The 18,643-nt window shown below is 48.6% G+C and carries 15 protein-coding genes; 6 read left to right on the forward strand and 9 right to left on the reverse strand.

The window, feature by feature from the left end:
• The first annotated feature begins 24 nt into the window (after nucleotides 1-24).
• Nucleotides 25-306, forward strand: a complete 282-nt coding sequence (gene groES / locus BN1360_RS10830) for a co-chaperone GroES (protein ID WP_068779872.1) — start codon at nucleotides 25-27, stop codon at nucleotides 304-306.
• Nucleotides 307-364: 58 nt separating this feature from the next.
• A complete protein-coding gene (gene groL / locus BN1360_RS10835; RefSeq protein ID WP_068779873.1) occupies nucleotides 365-1,993 on the forward strand; it encodes a chaperonin GroEL in 1,629 nt (542 codons plus the stop codon).
• Between the two features lie 309 nt (nucleotides 1,994-2,302).
• Here groL and BN1360_RS26225 read toward each other — a convergent pair whose 3' ends face one another.
• Entirely contained in the window at nucleotides 2,303-2,428 is a 126-nt protein-coding gene (locus BN1360_RS26225; protein WP_267490886.1) for a hypothetical protein, read from the reverse strand.
• A 173-nt stretch (nucleotides 2,429-2,601) separates the two neighbouring features.
• Between BN1360_RS26225 and BN1360_RS26315 the strand changes: the two genes are divergently transcribed.
• Nucleotides 2,602-4,629 (forward strand): glycosyl hydrolase family 18 protein, encoded by a 2,028-nt coding sequence (locus BN1360_RS26315; protein WP_068780022.1) that lies wholly within the window; start codon nucleotides 2,602-2,604, stop codon nucleotides 4,627-4,629.
• 61 nt (nucleotides 4,630-4,690) lie between these two features.
• On the opposite strand, the gene BN1360_RS10845 is transcribed toward BN1360_RS26315, so the two are convergent.
• The gene (locus BN1360_RS10845) at nucleotides 4,691-4,999 is read right to left on the reverse strand and encodes a hypothetical protein (protein WP_068779874.1); all 309 of its coding nucleotides are present in this window, start codon (nucleotides 4,997-4,999) and stop codon (nucleotides 4,691-4,693) included.
• A 242-nt stretch (nucleotides 5,000-5,241) separates the two neighbouring features.
• Nucleotides 5,242-5,715, reverse strand: a complete 474-nt coding sequence (ybaK, locus tag BN1360_RS10850; protein WP_218652903.1) for a Cys-tRNA(Pro) deacylase — start codon at nucleotides 5,713-5,715, stop codon at nucleotides 5,242-5,244.
• A 204-nt stretch (nucleotides 5,716-5,919) separates the two neighbouring features.
• Here ybaK and BN1360_RS10855 point away from each other — a divergent pair, with 204 nt between their 5' ends.
• Both BN1360_RS10855 and BN1360_RS10860 read left to right on the forward strand, forming a co-directional pair.
• Nucleotides 5,920-6,621 carry an ABC transporter ATP-binding protein gene (locus BN1360_RS10855; RefSeq protein WP_068779876.1) on the forward strand — a complete coding sequence of 234 codons (702 nt, stop codon included), beginning with the start codon at nucleotides 5,920-5,922 and terminating at the stop codon, nucleotides 6,619-6,621.
• A gap of 13 nt (nucleotides 6,622-6,634) precedes the next feature.
• Nucleotides 6,635-9,943, forward strand: coding sequence for an ABC transporter permease (locus BN1360_RS10860; protein ID WP_068779877.1), 3,309 nt, complete (start codon nucleotides 6,635-6,637; stop codon nucleotides 9,941-9,943).
• Nucleotides 9,944-10,141: 198 nt separating this feature from the next.
• Here BN1360_RS10860 and BN1360_RS10865 read toward each other — a convergent pair whose 3' ends face one another.
• From BN1360_RS10865 to BN1360_RS10880, 4 genes are all read right to left on the reverse strand, one after another.
• On the reverse strand, nucleotides 10,142-10,369 hold the full coding sequence (locus tag BN1360_RS10865) for a hypothetical protein (protein WP_068779878.1): 228 nt from the start codon (nucleotides 10,367-10,369) through the stop codon (nucleotides 10,142-10,144).
• 318 nt (nucleotides 10,370-10,687) lie between these two features.
• Nucleotides 10,688-11,605 carry a glycine betaine ABC transporter substrate-binding protein gene (locus tag BN1360_RS10870; protein WP_068779879.1) on the reverse strand — a complete coding sequence of 306 codons (918 nt, stop codon included), beginning with the start codon at nucleotides 11,603-11,605 and terminating at the stop codon, nucleotides 10,688-10,690.
• Nucleotides 11,606-11,607: 2 nt separating this feature from the next.
• Nucleotides 11,608-12,450 (reverse strand): ABC transporter permease, encoded by an 843-nt coding sequence (locus BN1360_RS10875; RefSeq protein ID WP_179014426.1) that lies wholly within the window; start codon nucleotides 12,448-12,450, stop codon nucleotides 11,608-11,610.
• The gene (locus BN1360_RS10880; RefSeq protein ID WP_068779880.1) at nucleotides 12,443-13,663 is read right to left on the reverse strand and encodes a quaternary amine ABC transporter ATP-binding protein; all 1,221 of its coding nucleotides are present in this window, start codon (nucleotides 13,661-13,663) and stop codon (nucleotides 12,443-12,445) included. The genes BN1360_RS10875 and BN1360_RS10880 overlap by 8 nt, the downstream gene beginning before the upstream one ends.
• Nucleotides 13,664-14,032: 369 nt before the next feature.
• On the opposite strand from BN1360_RS10880, the gene BN1360_RS10885 reads away from it, so the two are divergent.
• A complete protein-coding gene (locus tag BN1360_RS10885; protein ID WP_068779881.1) occupies nucleotides 14,033-14,584 on the forward strand; it encodes a GbsR/MarR family transcriptional regulator in 552 nt (183 codons plus the stop codon).
• A 134-nt stretch (nucleotides 14,585-14,718) separates the two neighbouring features.
• On the opposite strand, the gene BN1360_RS10890 is transcribed toward BN1360_RS10885, so the two are convergent.
• The gene (locus BN1360_RS10890) at nucleotides 14,719-16,977 is read right to left on the reverse strand and encodes an alpha/beta hydrolase family protein (protein ID WP_068779882.1); all 2,259 of its coding nucleotides are present in this window, start codon (nucleotides 16,975-16,977) and stop codon (nucleotides 14,719-14,721) included.
• A gap of 157 nt (nucleotides 16,978-17,134) precedes the next feature.
• Nucleotides 17,135-18,502, reverse strand: a complete 1,368-nt coding sequence (locus BN1360_RS10895; RefSeq protein ID WP_256872302.1) for an amino acid permease — start codon at nucleotides 18,500-18,502, stop codon at nucleotides 17,135-17,137.
• Nucleotides 18,503-18,643 lie beyond the last annotated feature (141 nt).

The raw sequence follows: 18,643 nt of genomic DNA on the forward strand, positions 1-18,643 counted from the left end.
ATATTAATAAGGAGGCTATTTCTCATGATTAGACCATTAGGTGAACGTGTATTGGTAGAACCAATTGAACAAGAAGAAACGACGGCTTTCGGCATCGTGCTTCCAGATACAGCGAAGGAAAAGCCGCAAGAAGGCAAAGTCGTAGCCGTAGGCAGCGGCGCATTGAAGGATGGGGTTCGTATTCCTCTTGAAGTGAAGGAAGGCGACCGCGTGTTGTTCTCTAAATATGCGGGTACTGAAGTGAAATATGAAGGCAAAGAATATTTGATCATGAAGGAAAGCGACATTCACGCGATTGTCGGTTAACAGGCCGTTCTCGATCAAATCGGTCACGCTTTAATATCCTTAAGGAGGAATCGTAACGATGGCAAAAGTAATTAAATTTAGTGAAGAAGCACGTCGCGCAATGCTACGTGGTGTAGATACTTTGGCAGATGCAGTAAAAGTAACACTTGGTCCAAAAGGCCGCAACGTAGTGTTGGAGAAGAAATTCGGCAGCCCGTTGATCACCAATGACGGTGTAACGATCGCAAAAGAGATCGAACTGGAAGATGCATTTGAGAACATGGGTGCTCAGCTCGTTAAGGAAGTAGCGACGAAGACCAACGATGTAGCCGGTGACGGTACGACCACAGCCACCGTTCTTGCGCAAGCGTTGATTCGTGAAGGCTTGAAGAACGTAACGGCAGGCGCCAGCCCCATCGGTCTGCGCAAAGGGATCGACAAAGCGGTAAAAGTAGCGGTTGAAGAGCTGCAAAAGATCTCCAAGTCGATTGAAGGTAAGCAATCGATCGCTCAAGTAGCTGCGATCTCTGCCGCTGACGAAGAAATCGGCGAACAAATCGCAGAAGCGATGGAAAAAGTGGGTAAAGACGGTGTTATCACAGTTGAGGAATCCCGCGGTTTCTTGACGGAGCTTGAAGTGGTAGAAGGCATGCAATTCGACCGCGGCTATGTATCTCCATACATGATCACAGATACCGATAAAATGGAAGCTGTCCTCGACAATCCCTATATCTTGATCACCGACAAGAAGATCAGCAGCACGCAAGAAATCTTGCCGTTGCTTGAGAAGATCGTACAACAATCCAGACCGCTGCTTGTAATCGCCGAAGACCTCGAAGGCGAAGCACAAGCGATGCTGATCGTGAACAAACTGCGCGGCACGTTCAATGCGGTAGCGGTTAAGGCACCTGGCTTTGGCGATCGTCGTGAAGCGATGCTGCAGGATATCGCTGCTCTGACTGGCGGCCAAGTGATCACCGAGAAGCTCGGCCTGGATCTGAAGAGCACAACCATCGACCAATTGGGTAGTGCACGCCAAGTGATCGTTACGAAAGAGAACACAACGATCGTGGACGGCAGCGGCGACAAAGCGGATATCGATGCTCGTGTGAACCAAATCCGTGCGCAGCTGGAAGAGACGACTTCCGAGTTCGACAAGGAGAAGTTGCAAGAACGTCTGGCTAAATTGGCTGGCGGCGTAGCGGTGATCAAGGTTGGCGCAGCTACAGAAACGGAATTGAAGGAACGCAAGCTTCGCATCGAAGATGCCCTAAACGCAACGCGTGCAGCGGTTGAAGAAGGGATCGTATCGGGCGGTGGCGTAGCGCTCGTGAACGTATATAACGCAGTCGCAGCGCTTGACCTGAGCGGCGACGAGAAGACAGGCGCAAGCATCGTGCTGCGCGCACTGGAAGAGCCAGTTCGCACGATCGCGGCGAATGCGGGTGAAGAAGGCTCCGTGATTGTAGAACGGCTGAAGAAGGAAGAAGTAGGCGTAGGCTACAACGCAGCAACAGGCGAATGGGTGAACATGTTCGACGCAGGTATCGTTGATCCGGCGAAGGTAACACGTTCCGCATTGCAATATGCAGCATCCGTAGCAGGTCTGTTCCTGACTACTGAAGCGGTAGTGGCTGATAAGCCGGAACCGGCTGCACCAGCTGCTCCTGACATGGGCGGCATGGGTGGAATGGGCGGCATGATGTAATCAGGCCAACATAGCCTTATGCATCAAGGGTTTCCTGAAATATGAAGCACTGGATGCTTCACGATTTAATTGCATGGTTTAAATGAGAGGCCCCTCATAAGTTCTTCGAACTTGTGAGGGGCTTTTTTGTATACTGTTTTAGTTATGGGGTTCATACTCTCTTCCCCCTGTGCATATATTTAGTTTCGTGTTACAACGATTGAACTGAATGATCCTTACTCTTGATTTCCCCGATTTGACCCAGCTTTGCCTTCCTTCCGCCAGGCAATCCCAAATTCCATTCGAGGTTTATCCACTTTATTCCGTTTATCAGATATCTACGACCCAGTGAGCCGCGAGTGCATGAATTTCTACCTTGCTGCTTACATCCATGGATTCATAGGTACTGATCAACTCCAAAACCCCAAGCAGCTTGTAATTTCGCATTCTAATCATCGGGTGTCTTCTATCATTCCGGTAATTTTGGAATGCGATTACATAGATTTCTTATGAAAGGAGAGATGTCACGTACTCCCGGGTCTGACAAACCATCAACCAATCTAAGCGGAGTGTGATCAGAATTGAGAAAAGTCAAAAAAGTTAGTGCTATCCTGCTTCTTGTTATCATCATGGCATTCACAACCGTGCCGTTAACCGCCTTGGGCGCTGCCCCATGGGAGCCTAATACTACTTATCAAACAGGTGATATCGTCACCTACGGGACAGATACTTATCAATGCGTACAAGGACATACCTCCCTCGTGGGATGGGAACCGCCAAATGTTCCGGCGCTTTGGAGCAAACAATCATCCCCTGCGGATACACAGCCGCCAACGGCGCCAGCCGATGTAATAGCGAGCAACGTGACGAGCAGTACCGTTACATTAACTTGGACGGCTTCAACGGATAATGTGGGTGTTACGGGTTATGATGTGTACAACGGTTCTGCCGTGGCCGGTTCTTCAGCAACGACTTCCTATACGGTTACAGGATTAAGCGCCAGTACAGCCTACACGTTCACTGTCAAAGCGAAAGATGCTGCCGGCAACGTGTCAGCTGCCAGCGCGCCAGTTAACGTCACGACAGGAGCGCCTGTTGTGGACACAGAGCCGCCAACAGCCCCTAATAATCTAACTGCACCTACAGTTACTACAAGCTCGGTATCCCTAAGCTGGACTGCCTCGACAGACAACATCGGCGTTGCCGGCTACGATATTTATAATGGCACGACGCTGGCTGGCTCTTCGAACACAACTTTTTACACAGTAACAGGCTTAACCGCGAACACCTCCTACACTTTTACTGTGAAAGCAAAAGATGCAGCAGGTAATGTATCCACTGCTAGTAATGCGCTCACCGTTACAACCCTTCCTCAGAATTCAACCCAATATGAGATCATTGGTTATTTCCCAAGCTGGGCTGCTTACGATTCACCATCCTTTACCCCCTCCAATATCGACTCTTCAAAAGTAACTGTGATCAACTATGCTTTCCTTGATATTTGCTGGAATGGAAGGCACGGCAACCCTTCCCAGAGTCCCGATAATCCCAATCCCAACACATGGACCTGTCAAAACGGTGACGGCACTGTCAATAATGCGCCAAATGGTTCAATTGTGCTTGGGGATTCATTTACCGACGGTACCGCCGATGGCGGGTATAACCAATTGGTGAAGATGAGACAGCTTAAAAACACCAACCCCAATCTTAAGCTGTTCGCCTCTGTTGGCGGATGGACCTGGTCCAACCAATTCTCCAACACTGCGAATGACCCGGTGACCAGAGGCAACTTCGCGACCTCTGCCGTCAACTTCCTGCGTCAGTACCAATTCGATGGCATCGATATCGACTGGGAATACCCGAACAGTATCGGTGTACCTTGCGCATCGGGTCAAACATGCCAACGTACAGCTGACAAAGCGAACTACGTCCTGCTTTTGCAGACGCTGCGTCAAGCCCTGGATACAGCCGGGCAGCAAGATGGCAAGCACTACTATATTACGATTGCTTCCAGCGCGAACTCCAGCTTCCTGGCCGATGCAGGCGGCACCAGCAACTGGCTGTCTAATGCCGCACAGTATTTGGACTGGATTAACATCATGACCTATGACTACTACGGTCCATGGGATGCTGCCAGCGGCATCGTATCGCCATTATATAACGACCCGGCCAATACAAATGGAAATAGCCAATTCAACATCAATTCCACAGTAACCAATTACTTGAATAAAGGTCTTCCTGCCAATAAGTTAACCATCGGCGAACCATTCTATGGCTATGGCTGGAAAGGCTGCAATGCAGGTCCCAATAACAATGGATTGTATCAAAGCTGTAGCGGTGAAGCCACGGGTGGCTCCGACGGCTCAACATATGACTTTGCCTATATGCAGAACACCGGCCTTCTATCCGCGGATTCCACCGGAAAATATACCATAGCTGGCCAAGGCTACACCCGCTATTGGAACAGTGTGACGCAGACTCCATTCCTCTACAACCCTTCTACGAAAATCTTCATTACGTATGATGATGAGCAATCGGTCCATCTGAAAAATGAGTTTATCAAAACCAAAGGATTACGCGGCGCGATGTTCTGGGAATTAAACGCAGACAGAAACCGTACCTTGCAGTCCATCGTCTCCAATGACTTGCCGCATTAACCAATAAAGCCAGGGCTTTCCCGGAAGCAGAAACCTGCTTGCTGAGGAAAGCCCTTCTTGTTTAAATCCGGCTGCGGTCGAATATTCGGATTAGGGCTGCTGTGCACGGAATCGGCTGCTCCATCGTACCGCTTGCGCAGACAATCGCATCGATCTGATCCAGCTCCAGCGAAGCATCGCTCAGCGCTTGCAGAGCTGCCTTCGCGCCCATAGATGAAGCAGGTTCTCCCTTGGCGTAATAACGGGTTTTGATGCCCGACTTTCTCTCCGCACATCCCCTCGTCAGCTGCAGCACCTGATCCAGCTTTGCAGAATCTACATTATGCTCAGGAATATACTTGCCTGTACCCATGGTTTTTACTTTGCCCATTGGATGTTCTCTCAGATTTCATCAAAGGCTTGCACCTTCAGGCCGATCCCGGCCTTTGATATTAATTCGACCTGTCTAAGCTTTGTTACGGCCTTTGATAGGGTGTCTCAATGAGCGCCTGTAAGGTGATCTTCTACGGAAATCTCATAGGGGCTTAAGTACAAGCTATCGTACGCTCCGCTCCTCATGCCTTGGTTTCATCCAACCTTCTCGGTGCTGAAAACTTGTTGAATAAAGACAACTTATTGTGAAACATCTCCTAATTGAATGGAAATGGCTCTTTGTAAATCCTCCAGGCTTAGTTCGACCTGATAGCCAATTTTGCCTGCGCTGAAAATAATCGTTGAATAAGCGGCGGCTGATTCATCGATCGTCGTGGTGAAGTTCTTCTTCATACCGATCGGGGAGCAGCCTCCGTGAATATATCCGGTAATCGGCAGCAAATCCTTCGATTTGATCATCTCAATCGATTTCTCCCCAACCGCATGCGCGGCTTTTTTCAATTCAAGCTCCTTGGCAACCGGGATCATAAATACGTAGTATTTCTTCGACTTTCCCATGGTGACCAAGGTCTTGAATACTTGATTCGGGTTCTGCCCCAAAGTCACGGCCACCTCGGTACCACTAACCGCATCCGTACCCGCGTAGCTATAACTGCTATATTCCATCTTTAGCTTGTCCAAGATTCTCATGACATTTGTCTTAAACTCCATCATTTATCACCTTATGCATTTTTGAGTTCCTTGTTTTGTGAGTATACTGTCCTATTATCATACCAAATCTTGCTGTAATAGGGGAAAGTAGTCCTCCTTTCATGAATTTTTATTCACATAGTCGATTATGATACACTGGATCTAGAGATAGATATACGAGAATCGGCGTTATCGATCGCTTCGTTAGGATGATAAGGGGAGTGGCATATGGCATTCGTAGTGATCAAGGATGAGTACAAGCGTTACCAAATGGGCGAGACGACGATTGTTGCCAATGACGGCATCAATTTTGAGATCGAAAAGGGTGAATTTGCGGTTATTGTCGGCCCCAGCGGCGCCGGAAAATCAACCGTGCTGAATATTCTCGGTGGGATGGATACGGCTGATGAAGGCCAGGTGCTTGTAGACGGGACCGATATCGCCAAGTTGAATCGTAAAGAACTTACTGGCTATCGTCGCAATGATGTCGGCTTTGTGTTTCAATTTTATAATTTAGTACCGAACTTGACGACCAAGGAAAATGTGGAGCTGGCAGCGCAAATCTCTCCTCGAGCTCTTGATGCCGAGCAGGTGCTGCGTAATGTCGGGCTTGGCGAACGGCTCAACAACTTTCCGGCCCAGCTCTCCGGTGGAGAGCAGCAGCGGGTGGCGATTGCCAGGGCATTGGCGAAGCAGCCCAAGCTGCTTTTATGCGATGAACCTACGGGCGCGCTCGATTACAATACAGGCAAGCAGGTGCTGAAGCTGCTGCAGGATACTTGCCGCAATACAGGAACGACAGTAATTGTTATTACGCATAACTCAGCGATCGCGCCAATGGCGAATCGGATTATTGAAATCAACAATGCCAAAGTGCGCAAAATGGTCATGAACCCGAATCCGATCTCTGTAGACGACATTGAGTGGTAAGGAGCTGTACAGCATGCAGAAAAAAGCGCTATGGAAAGATATTTTCCGGGAAATATGGCGAACAAAGGCGAGGTTTCTGTCGATCTTTGCGATCATCATGCTCGGTGTCGGCTTCTTCGTAGGGATCAAGGCAACCGGACCGGATATGCTGGATACAGCTGAGCAATATTACGAGCAGTTCCATTTGATGGATGTAAAAGTCCAGACAACATACGGGTTGAAGTCAGCCGATATCGATACGTTAAAGAAAGTGTCTGAGGTAGAAACCGTCCAGCCGGGCTACAGCTCGGATGTATTTCTGGACGATAGCGGTCTGATCGCGAGTATTCGCTCTTATCGATCAGATGATACGCTCAATCGTTATCTCATCACCCAAGGAAGATTGCCTGAAGCTTCGGGGGAAATTGCGCTTGATAAGAGCGGGAAGACGAAGCATTACAAGTTGGGTGATACGATTACCTTTACGAACCCGGATACTGAAGTTGATTTGCAGGATACATTTCATACGCTGAGCTATAAGGTGGTCGGCTTTGTACAAAGTCCGCAGTACATTAATACGATTGGACGAGGGACAAGTCAAATTGGCAAAGGGACGACCGATGTATTCGCTGTGATTTCTGAGCAGGATTTCAATATGTCTGTGTATACAGAAGCCTATATAACCTTCAAGGATAGTGCGGGATTTCGCTCCTATTCGGATGAATATGCCGATCGGATCGAAGCGCATACGAAGGCGGTTGAGCAGGCGCTGACAGGAATGCCGGAGGAGCGTCTCAGCGAGGTGCGTGAGGAAGGGCAGGCCAAGCTGGATGAAGCGAAGCAGAAAATCGCTGACGCCAAGCAGCAGCTTGCAGATGCCGAGAAGAAGCTTAGCGATGCCAAGCTTAAGCTGGATGAAGGGGAGCTCAGCTATCAGGAAGGTGTGGACAAGCTGCAATCCGAGCTGGCCAAAGGCCAGGATAAGCTGGATCAAGCGGCCAGGCAGCTTGAGCAAGGCCGTGCTGAGCTGGCCCAGAATAAGCAGAAAATAAGCTCCGGCCAGACGAAGTTGAAGGAAGCTCGGGAACAATTGAATGATCAGAAGAAAGAGCTCCAGCCGAAGCTGGCGGGTGGACGAGAGCTTGCCGCGTCACTGCAGCAGATCGCTGCCGTTCCTCCAGACAGCATTCCGCAGTCGCAGCGGGATCAACTGGTGGCTGGCGCCAAAGCGGCCGATTCTGCCCTAGGACAGGTCGTCGCCGGATATATGGCGGGTGAGGTGGACGCCGCTGCATTGAAACAAGCGGCAGGCGCATTCGAGCAGGGCCTGAACGAGGCTGAACAGAAGCTGGCAGCGGCGGAGCAGGAGCTGAATTCCAAGGGGCAGGAGCTTGAATCCGGGGCTGCTCAGCTGAAGGCCGCGGAGAAGAAGCTGGAGCAAGGCGAGCTGGACTGGAAGCAGGGGAAGGAAGAACTGGCCAAAGCCAAGCAAGAAGGAGAGGCCAAACTAGCCAAAGCGAAGGCCGATCTGGATCAGGGGCGTCGCGATTATGAGGAGGGCCTTCGCACCTACCGTGAAGAGAAGCAGGATGCTGATGCGAAGATCGCTGATGGTGAGCGCGAGCTGTCCAAAGGACAGCAGAAGCTGGATGAACTGAAGCTGCCCAAGGTCTACGTGCTGGATCGTGACTCCAATCCCGGTTATACCGAGTTTGAGGATAATGCCGAGAGGCTGGCCTCGATTGCCAAAGCATTTCCGGTCTTTTTCTTCCTTATTGCCGCCTTGGTCAGTTTGACGACGATGACGCGAATGGTCGAGGAGCAGAGATTGCAAATCGGAACGTTAAAAGCATTAGGCTACAGTAATGGCGATATCATGAGGAAGTTTCTCGTCTACGGTACGCTTGCAAGCGTATTGGCAACAGGCGCGGGTCTTGCAGTGGGATTTACACTATTTCCAACGATCATCTATAATGCGTACGGCTCATTGTACAATTTGCCGGAGGTGAAGCTTAATTTCTATCTCAGCTATAGTCTGATGTCCTTGATCGTAGCTGTGTTATGTACGACGGTAACGGCCTTCACGGCGGCGCGCGTCGAGCTGCGTAGCGGCGCAGCCGTGCTGATGCGTCCGAAAGCTCCTAAGAGCGGGTCGCGCATCTTCCTGGAGCGGATTCCGCTAATATGGCGGCAGCTCAATTTTACTGGCAAAGTGACAGCGCGAAATCTGTTCCGCTATAAACAGCGAATGTTCATGACGGTGTGCGGCGTAGCGGGTTGTACAGCGCTTATACTGACCGGATTCGGACTCAAAGACTCTATACGTGATATCGCTCCGCTGCAGTATGGCAAGATCATGAAATATAATGCGGCTGTCGTCTTTAAAGAGGACACCAGTCCTGCTGGGGAAGTATCCTATCATAAGCTTATCGAAGACACACCAGGGATTACAGGCACGCTTAATGTGTCCCAGGAAGCGATGCAGGCCGTTCGTAAAGGTGTGAATAGCCAGGATATTCATCTATTCATTCCGGAATCCACAGAGCATTTTTCTGATTTTGTGGTGTTAAGGGAGCGGGGACAGAAGCAAATCCTGAATTTGCCGGATGACGGAGCGATTGTTACGGAGAAGCTGGCTAAGTTGTTCAATCTGCATATCGGCAGTAAGCTGGTCATTCAGAATAACAGTAATGATTCCTTCGAATTGAAGGTAGCGGGCATTACTGAGAACTATACGATGCACTATGCCTATATGACGCCTAATTATTATGAGAGCATTTTCGGCAAGCAGCCAAAGCCGAATGTGGAGTTGATTAATTACAGCAATTCTGAGCCCTCGTTCGAGGATCAGTTCGGCGAACAATTGACGGCCAATGAACGGGTAGCTATGGTCAGCTTCACAAGCGGGGTCAGTGGATCGTTCAAAGATACGATGGACAGTATGAATGTGGTCGTCATTGTATTGATTATCTCAGCCGCTGCGTTGGCCTTCGTTGTGCTCTATAATCTGACCAATATCAATGTGTCCGAGCGGATTCGCGAGCTATCGACGATCAAGGTGCTGGGTTTCTATGACCAGGAGGTCACGATGTATATTTATCGTGAGAATATGATCCTGACGGTTCTCGGCATTATAGCCGGGGATCTCCTCGGCATCGTTCTGCATCGTTTCGTATTGAAGACGGCGGAAGTCGATGTGATGATGTTCAGCCCTACGGTACATTGGTTCAGCTATGGCTATGCGGCGGTGCTGACTCTGCTGTTCTCAGGAATCGTGATGGTCACGATGCATTACAAGCTGAAGCATATCGATATGATCGAAGCCCTAAAATCAGTCGAATAGAAATAAAATCCCCTCACTTTATAAAAAAGAGAGGGGATTTTTCTATAAGTTTAACCAAATGATAATCAATTATTTATCGTATTCTCATTTTCTTTTAAGCCAATTCTAAGGTTGGAGAGGTAGCATAAAGGTACCCCATAAATGATATATGTGTGAAGGCCCTGCTCATAGCAGGGCCTTCAGTGCGAATGCGGACAATTATATTAAAGCGATAGCAAGCAGTGTGAACAGGCTCAAGGTTAATATATCGGCACCATAGGCGCCGGGATAGAATGCGGAGGTTTTCACTTCGCAACCTCTATCAACACGTAGATAGACGTTATTGTAATCAACATCGACAATCGTTCCTACATAATGCTGTCTGTCCACGGTCAAGATGCGGACACGCTTGTTCTTACAGCGCATACAGTTATAATAGGCTTCCATCAAGCGTTTTCCCCTCCTTCTTAAAAGGCTGTTCAAATGCCTTATCCAGACCTTTTAAAATTACCTCTTAATAAAGTATGAGAAGAGCGGCTATCAGTAACGGCAAGTACCCTGATGCATGGGGATTTTCCATGATTTGAATTTTTTTAATTTAATTTTCAGGTTGCAGTAAGGTTCTATTAAGGATGCAATGGTACAGTAATGATACTCCCTCTTCTTCATTATATATAAATACACAAAGAAACCATCCCGTGTTTGGGATGGTTTCCTCTTGTTTCAGGGACTTTCTCGGATTGATCAGAGACTAGAATCCCCTTATTATTTGTTCAAATCTTCAATGGTCGTGATGTCTACATAGGAGGGAACAACTAGTCCGGTACGAACTCCGGTCATGTTAGCGCCGAGATCTTCAACCTGGTCTTTATACTTGGCCCAATAATCGGCGTGAGTTAAGGGGAGCCATGCCGCTGCCATCGCATCTACATCACCGCTGGCCACCCCTGTCCACATCGGTCCAGCTTCAACCTGAAGTGCCGTAACTTTATAGCCAAGCTTGCTCTCAAGCACGTATTTCAACAGGTTTGTGCTGGCGATTTCAGAATCCCAGGCCACATAACTTAATTTCAGCGGATCCCCATTTGCCGGAGTCAGATCTTGGGTCCAGGAATCAACACGGTCGCTATGGCTGTCTGCCCACTCCTTGGCTGCAGCTTCAGGGTCTTTGCCGTCCTGGATCGCAGACATGATCTCGCCCATTTCATCTGAGGTCCATTCAAAGCGGTTAAGGAATTCATAAGCTACCGGCTGATCTTCCTTCAAGCCTTTGCGGGCGATGGTATGAATTTCTTCTGCATCCCCGTAGACTTTCTTCGAATCATCGAGGAATTTAAGATCATACTTAGAGAACATCCAGTGTGGTGTCCAACCGGTAATAATGATCGGTTCTTTCTTCTTAATCGACTTATCCAGCATCGCAGTCATGGCCGCGCTTGATCCTTCGACCAACTTCCAATCCTTCAGATCATATTGCTTGATCGCTTCATCTGTGGCTTTCATAATTCCTGCGCCGGGATCAATGCCGATAATTTGGTAATTGACCTGCTTCCCGACGGAAGTTGCTTCACCATTTCCGGATGTGTTGTTATTCCCATTTTTGTTAGCAGCTTGACCGCAAGCGGACAGCGCGAGCACAGAGGCAAGACCACCGATAAGCAAAAGTTTCTTCGATAATTTCATAGTTATTCTCCCCTTTTTTTAGTTTTGAACAGGCCTTGAGTGAACCGATCCAGTACGATCGCCAGAATGACGACAGCAAGCCCGGCCTCAAAGCCCTGGCCAATCTTCAATTGAGTGACAGCGCGATAGACCGTTGCGCCGATCCCTTGAGCGCCAATCATGGAAGCGATGACGACCATCGAGAGCGAGAGCATAATAGTCTGATTGACGCCGGTCATCATCGTCGGCATGGCAAGCGGCAATTCCACCTTGAACAGCTTCTGCCAAGAAGTCGAGCCGAAGGCATCTGCCGCCTCGGAGAGCTCGCCGGATACTTGCTGGATTCCCAGTGTCGTCAGGCGAATCGTTGGCGGAATGGCGAAAATTACCGAGGCAATAACCCCAGGAACGACCCCCAGACTGAAGAAGGTAACTGCCGGAAGCAAGTAGACGAAGGCTGGCATCGTCTGCATGAAGTCGAGCAGCGGGAATACGATCCGATGCGTCGTCTTGCTGTAGGCGCTCCAAATACCGATCGGAATCCCGATTAGAATCGAGATCAGTCCTGAAGTAATAACAAGGCCCAGCGTGTTCATCGTTTCTGTCCAATAGCCGAGATTATCAATTAACAGAAATCCGATCGCTGTAAAGAGTGTTAGCGGCCATCGACCAATGAGATAGGCAAGGACGCTTAAAATAGCGATAAATAACAGAGGATGCGGAAGAAGGAACAGATCGGAGAATAGATTAACGAACCATTCGATGACCGTTGCCAGACCGTCGAAAAATCCGCCTAGCGCTGTCCCCATCCAATCGACGATACTTTCAATCCAATCCGCAATCGGTATTTTTGGAATATTATCCATTGTCCTTCACCTCCAATACGCTAATTTCATCGCTAAGCCCACCGGCCAGCGCTCCCAGTACGGCCCCGCGTACGATAACGCCAAGCAATCGATCGTCATCCGCTACGACCGCAAGCGGCACTTTGGCCGAGCTTGTCACCTCGAACAGATCGCCAAGCAGGGTATCTGGCGAAACCCGCGGACCGTCGGTAATCAGAATGTCCTGTAATCCTTGTCCCGCCTTCAATGCTCTGGAGGCATCTTCGGCGGTAATTACGCCGAGCAGCCGCTTGCCGCGATCGATGACGAACAGGTTGGAAATTCCTCGTTCACGCATTAACTGAAGCGCGACCCGAGGACCGCGATCAAGGGCAACCGTCTCAGGACGCCGCATAACCCGTGATGCCGTAATGACTTTCGATAGATCCACGTCTTCAATAAAGCGTTCAACATAACGGTCGGCCGGCTGTGTCAGCATCTCTTCCGGCGTCCCAAGCTGTACGAGCGCTCCATCCTTCATGAGGGCAATTCGATCCCCAAGCCGCAGCGCTTCGTCCAGGTCATGGGTAATGAAGATGATCGTCTTCTTCATTTTCTCCTGCAGCTCAAGCAGTTCATCCTGCATATCGCGGCGAATTAATGGATCAAGTGCGCTAAACGCTTCATCCATAAGCAGGATTTCCGGATCATTGGCTAATGCTCTAGCCAGACCGACCCGCTGCTGCATGCCACCGCTTAACTGATCAGGCAATTTGTCTTCCCAGCCTTTGAGCCCCACAAGCTCTAACGCTTGCATGGCTTTCTGCTTGCGTTCTTCCTTATTAACTTTCTGGATCTCAAGGCCATATTCCACGTTGTGCAATACTGTGCGGTGGGGGAATAGTGCAAATTTCTGGAAGACCATCGTAATCTTCTTGCGCCGCACTTCTCTTAACTGGGTTTTGTTCATCTTCAGCAAATCTTGACCATGCAGCAGGATCTCTCCTGCAGTAGGTTCTATGAGCCGATTCAGCATCCGGACGAGCGTCGACTTGCCGCTGCCGGACAGGCCCATAATAACGAATATTTCTCCCTTATGGACGCTGAGACTCATTTGGTTGACCCCAACGGTGATTCCTTTTTCTTTGGCCAGTTTCTCTTTGTTATAGCCTTGCTCAAGCAGCCGAACGCCTTGTTCCGCATTAGGACCGAACAGTTTGCTCAGCTTTCTAATTTCCAAAATATTTTGTTCCATATACTCACCTCTTCAAGTTCCGCTAACAGTTCGCTGAGTTCACGAGTTCTTTGCAGCTTTCTGTAATTCGTAACTATTTATTTGAACATAAAGTTAAAATGTTGCGATGTGGCGTGCTTAGCTGTTCTATAGTGTAACAAAAGGATAGGAAATTAATCAAAGATAATATCCGTACGTATAGAACGTACAGAAAAAACTGAACGAATAGAATCTTACGAATCCTCCCTTATGCTTAAAATTGCGGTATGATTCGCTGCTTTACTTTTGGGCATCCTTTTCTTAAGATAAAAATATCATTATAAATGCTGAAGGTTTAGGAAATTGTATTACACCAAGATAGCTTGATCGGAACGATAGGAGGTTGCAAGCATGAGCTTGGACCAGCTCAGCCCGGAACAACAAACGGCGGTACTTAACGTGCGTAAGCGGGTTATTGAAGCGATAGGAAGAAATATGAATCTGTATGGAATTCCGTTATCAACGGGACATCTGTATGGGTTGCTCTTTTTTGCTAATAAACCGATGACCCTTGATGAGATGGGAATGGGAATGAAAATGAGCAAGACGAGCATGAGTACAGGAGTAAGAACCTTGCTCGATATGAAGATGGTTAATAAAGTGTGGGAGAAAGGATCTCGCAAGGACTTATATGAAGTGGAGTATGACTGGTATCAGACGTTTACCGACTTCTTCGCGATCAAATGGCGCAAGGCGGTCGAGGGAAATATTCTGGTGCTTAAGCGTTCCATCAAGGAAATGAACAAGTATTTAACGGAGGATATGGATCCGGAATTACAAACTGTCCTTGAGGAGGATATACACAAGATGAATGAGGCAGTTAAATACTATAGCTGGCTTGATCGTCTGATCGATGCGATGGAGAACGGCGATATTTACGATCTGGTACCCAAAGAGGAGTAAAATTGTTCTTATCGAATTTAAAGGGTCTGAAGGACGCATTAAGATAGCCTCACCTGTGTGGAACGCTTGATTATAAGCGATTTTGACCAGGTAGAGGCTATATTTGTTATACATAGGGATATCTAACAATAAAATCAATACACACCGATATCGTCGAGCATAATTTTGCCCCGGTCACCTATGAGTATGAATGAGAGCGACTTAATGCCTTGGTCGGGAGCAAACTCGGGATTGGCGTCTACAAATTCAGCTATTGGCAGCTGATAGGTCTGAAATATCGCTTCGGTCGGATTGTTATATTTGCCATCAGACATATGGAGCTCAAGCCAGGGATGAAGTGTAAATTGCACTTCTGATAAAGCGGGTAATTCCCGAAACTGAGATAGAGGCAAACGCGACTTCATGCCGTTTCCGTCCATAAGCTCGATCTCTATTGAAAAATGGTCCGTCTTCGGATTGTCCTGCTCTTCTATTTCATCCAACTCTCTACGCTGATCCGCCAAGGCGAAGGAGAGCAGCTCGGGCGGTCCTTCGGTCGGCTGCGGCGCTTGGTATGGCCAACTCATACGATAGACAGATTCCTCTTGGCCAGGCTGAGTTCTCTCCAGGATTAAAGCGTGATCGCCTTTATTCGATTTCCCGCGGTTTTTTGTTTCTACTTCACGCCAAAGGATATTCTCGCCTTCCGCAGTCCCGTTCTTCGGCAGGCTCTGTCGGTTCGAATCCTCCTCAAACCGCGTCCACATCGTGAAATGGCCATCTTCATACTGATTGATATAGGTTGTCTCCGGCATCAAGGGAAGAGCTTCGCGGAAATCGCGGAATAATGGCATATACCTGGTCTCCTCATGCAGCGATGTCTCCATGAAGGCGGATATATACAATTTAGCAATCATTCTCTGGTTAACACCACTTAGGAATTGATCCCTATTTAATAAAATACCCGATGGAAAGCTGATATCGCGCAATCCCCAGTCCGTATTGAATTGGCTGTGGTTCGCTCCCTGTACATATAAAGAAGCTTTGAAGAAATCCGTTCCCTTAGTGAAGGAAGAGCGATTGTACTGGCGATCTCCATCGAAATCACTGACATCGCCATCATTAGCTCCTTGAATGGTCAAGTAGTTGATATCCTTCAATTTAGCATTTATGCCGTCAACCTTCTTGTCGGTGGGAGCAATAGCGGCCAACGCCCTGATATTGAATTCCTTCACGCTGTCGAGAGTAGCATCGGATTTGAACCAGCTTGCATCATCCACCGCCATCGCGATCGCTTGCCCACCGCGTGAATGGCCGATCAGACCGATCCGGCTCATATCAACTTTGCCGAAGAAGGGCGTACCTGGAGACTGGGCGAAGGTATGGATCTGCTGCAGATGCTTCAGCAGCACCCAGGCCCTTACCTTCATATCGTTATTAGGGATTCCCGTCCAAGCGGAGTAATTCAGAAAATTCTCATCGACAGATACCGCAATAAACCCCCGACTGGCAAGCAGCTCCCCCAGATAGGCGTAGCCGGCGTCCGAATAATCCTCCATCAAATGGTTGCCATGAACGATAAGAATAAGCGGGTAAGACTCATCGCTGCTGCCCTCGGGCATCCAGACGCGGCCATTTAGCGGCAGAGCCTTCTCATCATACCGGAGATACATCGTGCGATATTTGGACCAATTCGTAATGTAGGCGCTGGCATCAACGGATTGAGAGATCAAGTCTGTCTTTGCACCGAACTCTGGCTGCCAAATATCCTTCCCACTACCGTAATTAAAGGTAGTAACGGCATAGGTTCCAGGCTCCGCCGGATTGTCCATGGACTGATCTGAATCGGCAACGCTTTGGATCGATTTAGTGCTTCCGCTAACGACCAACCCGATTACGATACATATACTGAGGGCCCCGATGATTTTCATTCCGGTTCTAAGGTGGCTTCCTGTCCGGCTGCCGTTATAAAGCTTGAAGAGTAATCCGGTTATCAGCCCGGCGATCACACCGATTAACGTGAGGATCGCGGCCACAATAATAGAGATTTTGAAGGACTCGTCATTATCGAAAATAAAGTAGGCGGCTCCAAGATCGAATAGCACGGTACCGATAAATAGACGCGGCACCGGCAATCCGATTAGGGACAGCAGAACAGCGATCGTATGAGCGACGAAGAACATCCCTACTGTTGCTGTGAAGAGGAACAACAGCAGATCCAGCCCCAGGCCAAGGCCGGTCGGCAGGCCCAATGCAGCAAGGGCAAAAGCGAACATGCCGGCTCCCCAAGGACCGGCAATGCTTATTCTCCAGAAGCGAGTGTCATATTGATACGTCCGCCGGATGCGGCGCATCATTCTTGAACGAAGCGTCGGTTTCCGTAAGGAAAATTGAGTTTGTATTTGTAAATCCATATTTTCTCCCGTCCTTAGATGACATTATTGTAACATTTTTAGTCCGGGAGTTCCAAAGGAGAAATGAGTTCAAATACTTCCATTTTATAGAGGTTGTCTTAAAGTCCCTTCTGATAAGAAAACCGATTGAAGTAATGGAGCCGAGATTGCCATTTCTTTAACTGCTTGTCCTTTTGTTGCTGGTTCTGAACTTCAGGAAGGAATAGATGATCAGAATAAACAGTACTCCCAGGCATACCCCGATGCTGATACGATTTTGGGCATCGAATATGAACATAAGCGCGATCAAGGACAGGCAGAAAATGGTGATCAGCGTGATATAAGGATACCCCCATACCTTGAAGCCAGGTTCATGCGGATAGGTTCTTCTCAGCTTGAACTGGGCCATACAGATGCTGATCCATACGAGAATTACGACAAAGCCCGGTACGGCCATCAGTAGTCTAAACAGCCCTTCCTGCGTAAGATAAGCGATCATGGAGCCAGCGATTAGTACGATTCCGCTCAGCTTGAGACTGTTGATGGGAACGCCTTTCTTGGACAGGAGGCCGAGTGCGGCAGGAGCTTCTCCATCCTTGGCCATTGAATGCAGCATTCGCGTTGCTCCGTAAATTCCGGAATTTGCTGCGGACAAAACTGCGGTAATGAGAATGAAATTAATAAGGTGAGCCGCGCCTTGCAATCCGGCAGAAGTCAGTACCTGTACGAATGGACTTGTATGCTCATTCAGACTATTCCACGGAACTAACCCGCAAATGATAAGAATGGGCAGCGTATAGAACAAAATCACTCTTAAGATGAAGCTTTTTACGACACGAGGCAGTACCTTCTCAGCATCCTGCGTCTCCGACAGCGTTAATCCGATCAGTTCTGAACCGCCATAAGAGAACATGACGACCAGTAGTGCAGAGAAAATGGCAGTCCAGCCGTTAGGGAAGAAGCCGCCATTCCCGGTGAAGTTTTGCAGCATCGGCGCGCTTGAGCCGGGGATAAGGCCAAACAGAATACAGGCTCCAAGCACAATAAAGACAATAATCATGGCAATCTTGATGCCGGCCAGCCAAAATTCAAATTCTCCATAGCCGCCAACACTCATCGTATTAATGACAATAATGAACGCAGCGCAGGCCAGGCTCAACAGCCAGAGGGGAACCTCCGGCATCCAGTATTGCAGGAAGCTCCCGGCGGCGATGATCTCAATGACGCATACCGACAGCCACATGAAGCAATATAACCAGCCAATGACAAAAGAGAAGCGTTCCCCGAATGCCTCGCGTATAAATTCCTTCATATTTCTTCCTTTATAAATCGTTGCCATTTCAGCGATCGCGCTCATCACGACGAGGAGCAGAAGCCCTGCGAAGATATAAGAGAAAATAACCCCCGGGCCTGCGATACCAACCGTCTCGGCACTTCCTTTAAATATTCCTGTGCCGATTACGCCGCCCATGGCCATAAAGCTAATATGGCGCGGAAGCAGCTTCTTCTGCAAGGATGATGGTTCTTTGTTATTTGCGTTGTTCAATGAGAGTCCTCCCAGGTGATGTAATGAAAAAATATATCGAGTCCCATCATACAATAAATCGCGGTGTGTAGAAAGTGATATAACTCTTGTGAAGTATTCCAAAAAGTATGGTGTTCCAAAATCATTCGTGGTGGAGTAGTT

This window comes from Paenibacillus sp. GM2 (genome assembly GCF_900069005.2).
In the GTDB taxonomy this organism is placed as follows: Bacteria; Bacillota; Bacilli; order Paenibacillales; family Paenibacillaceae; genus Fontibacillus.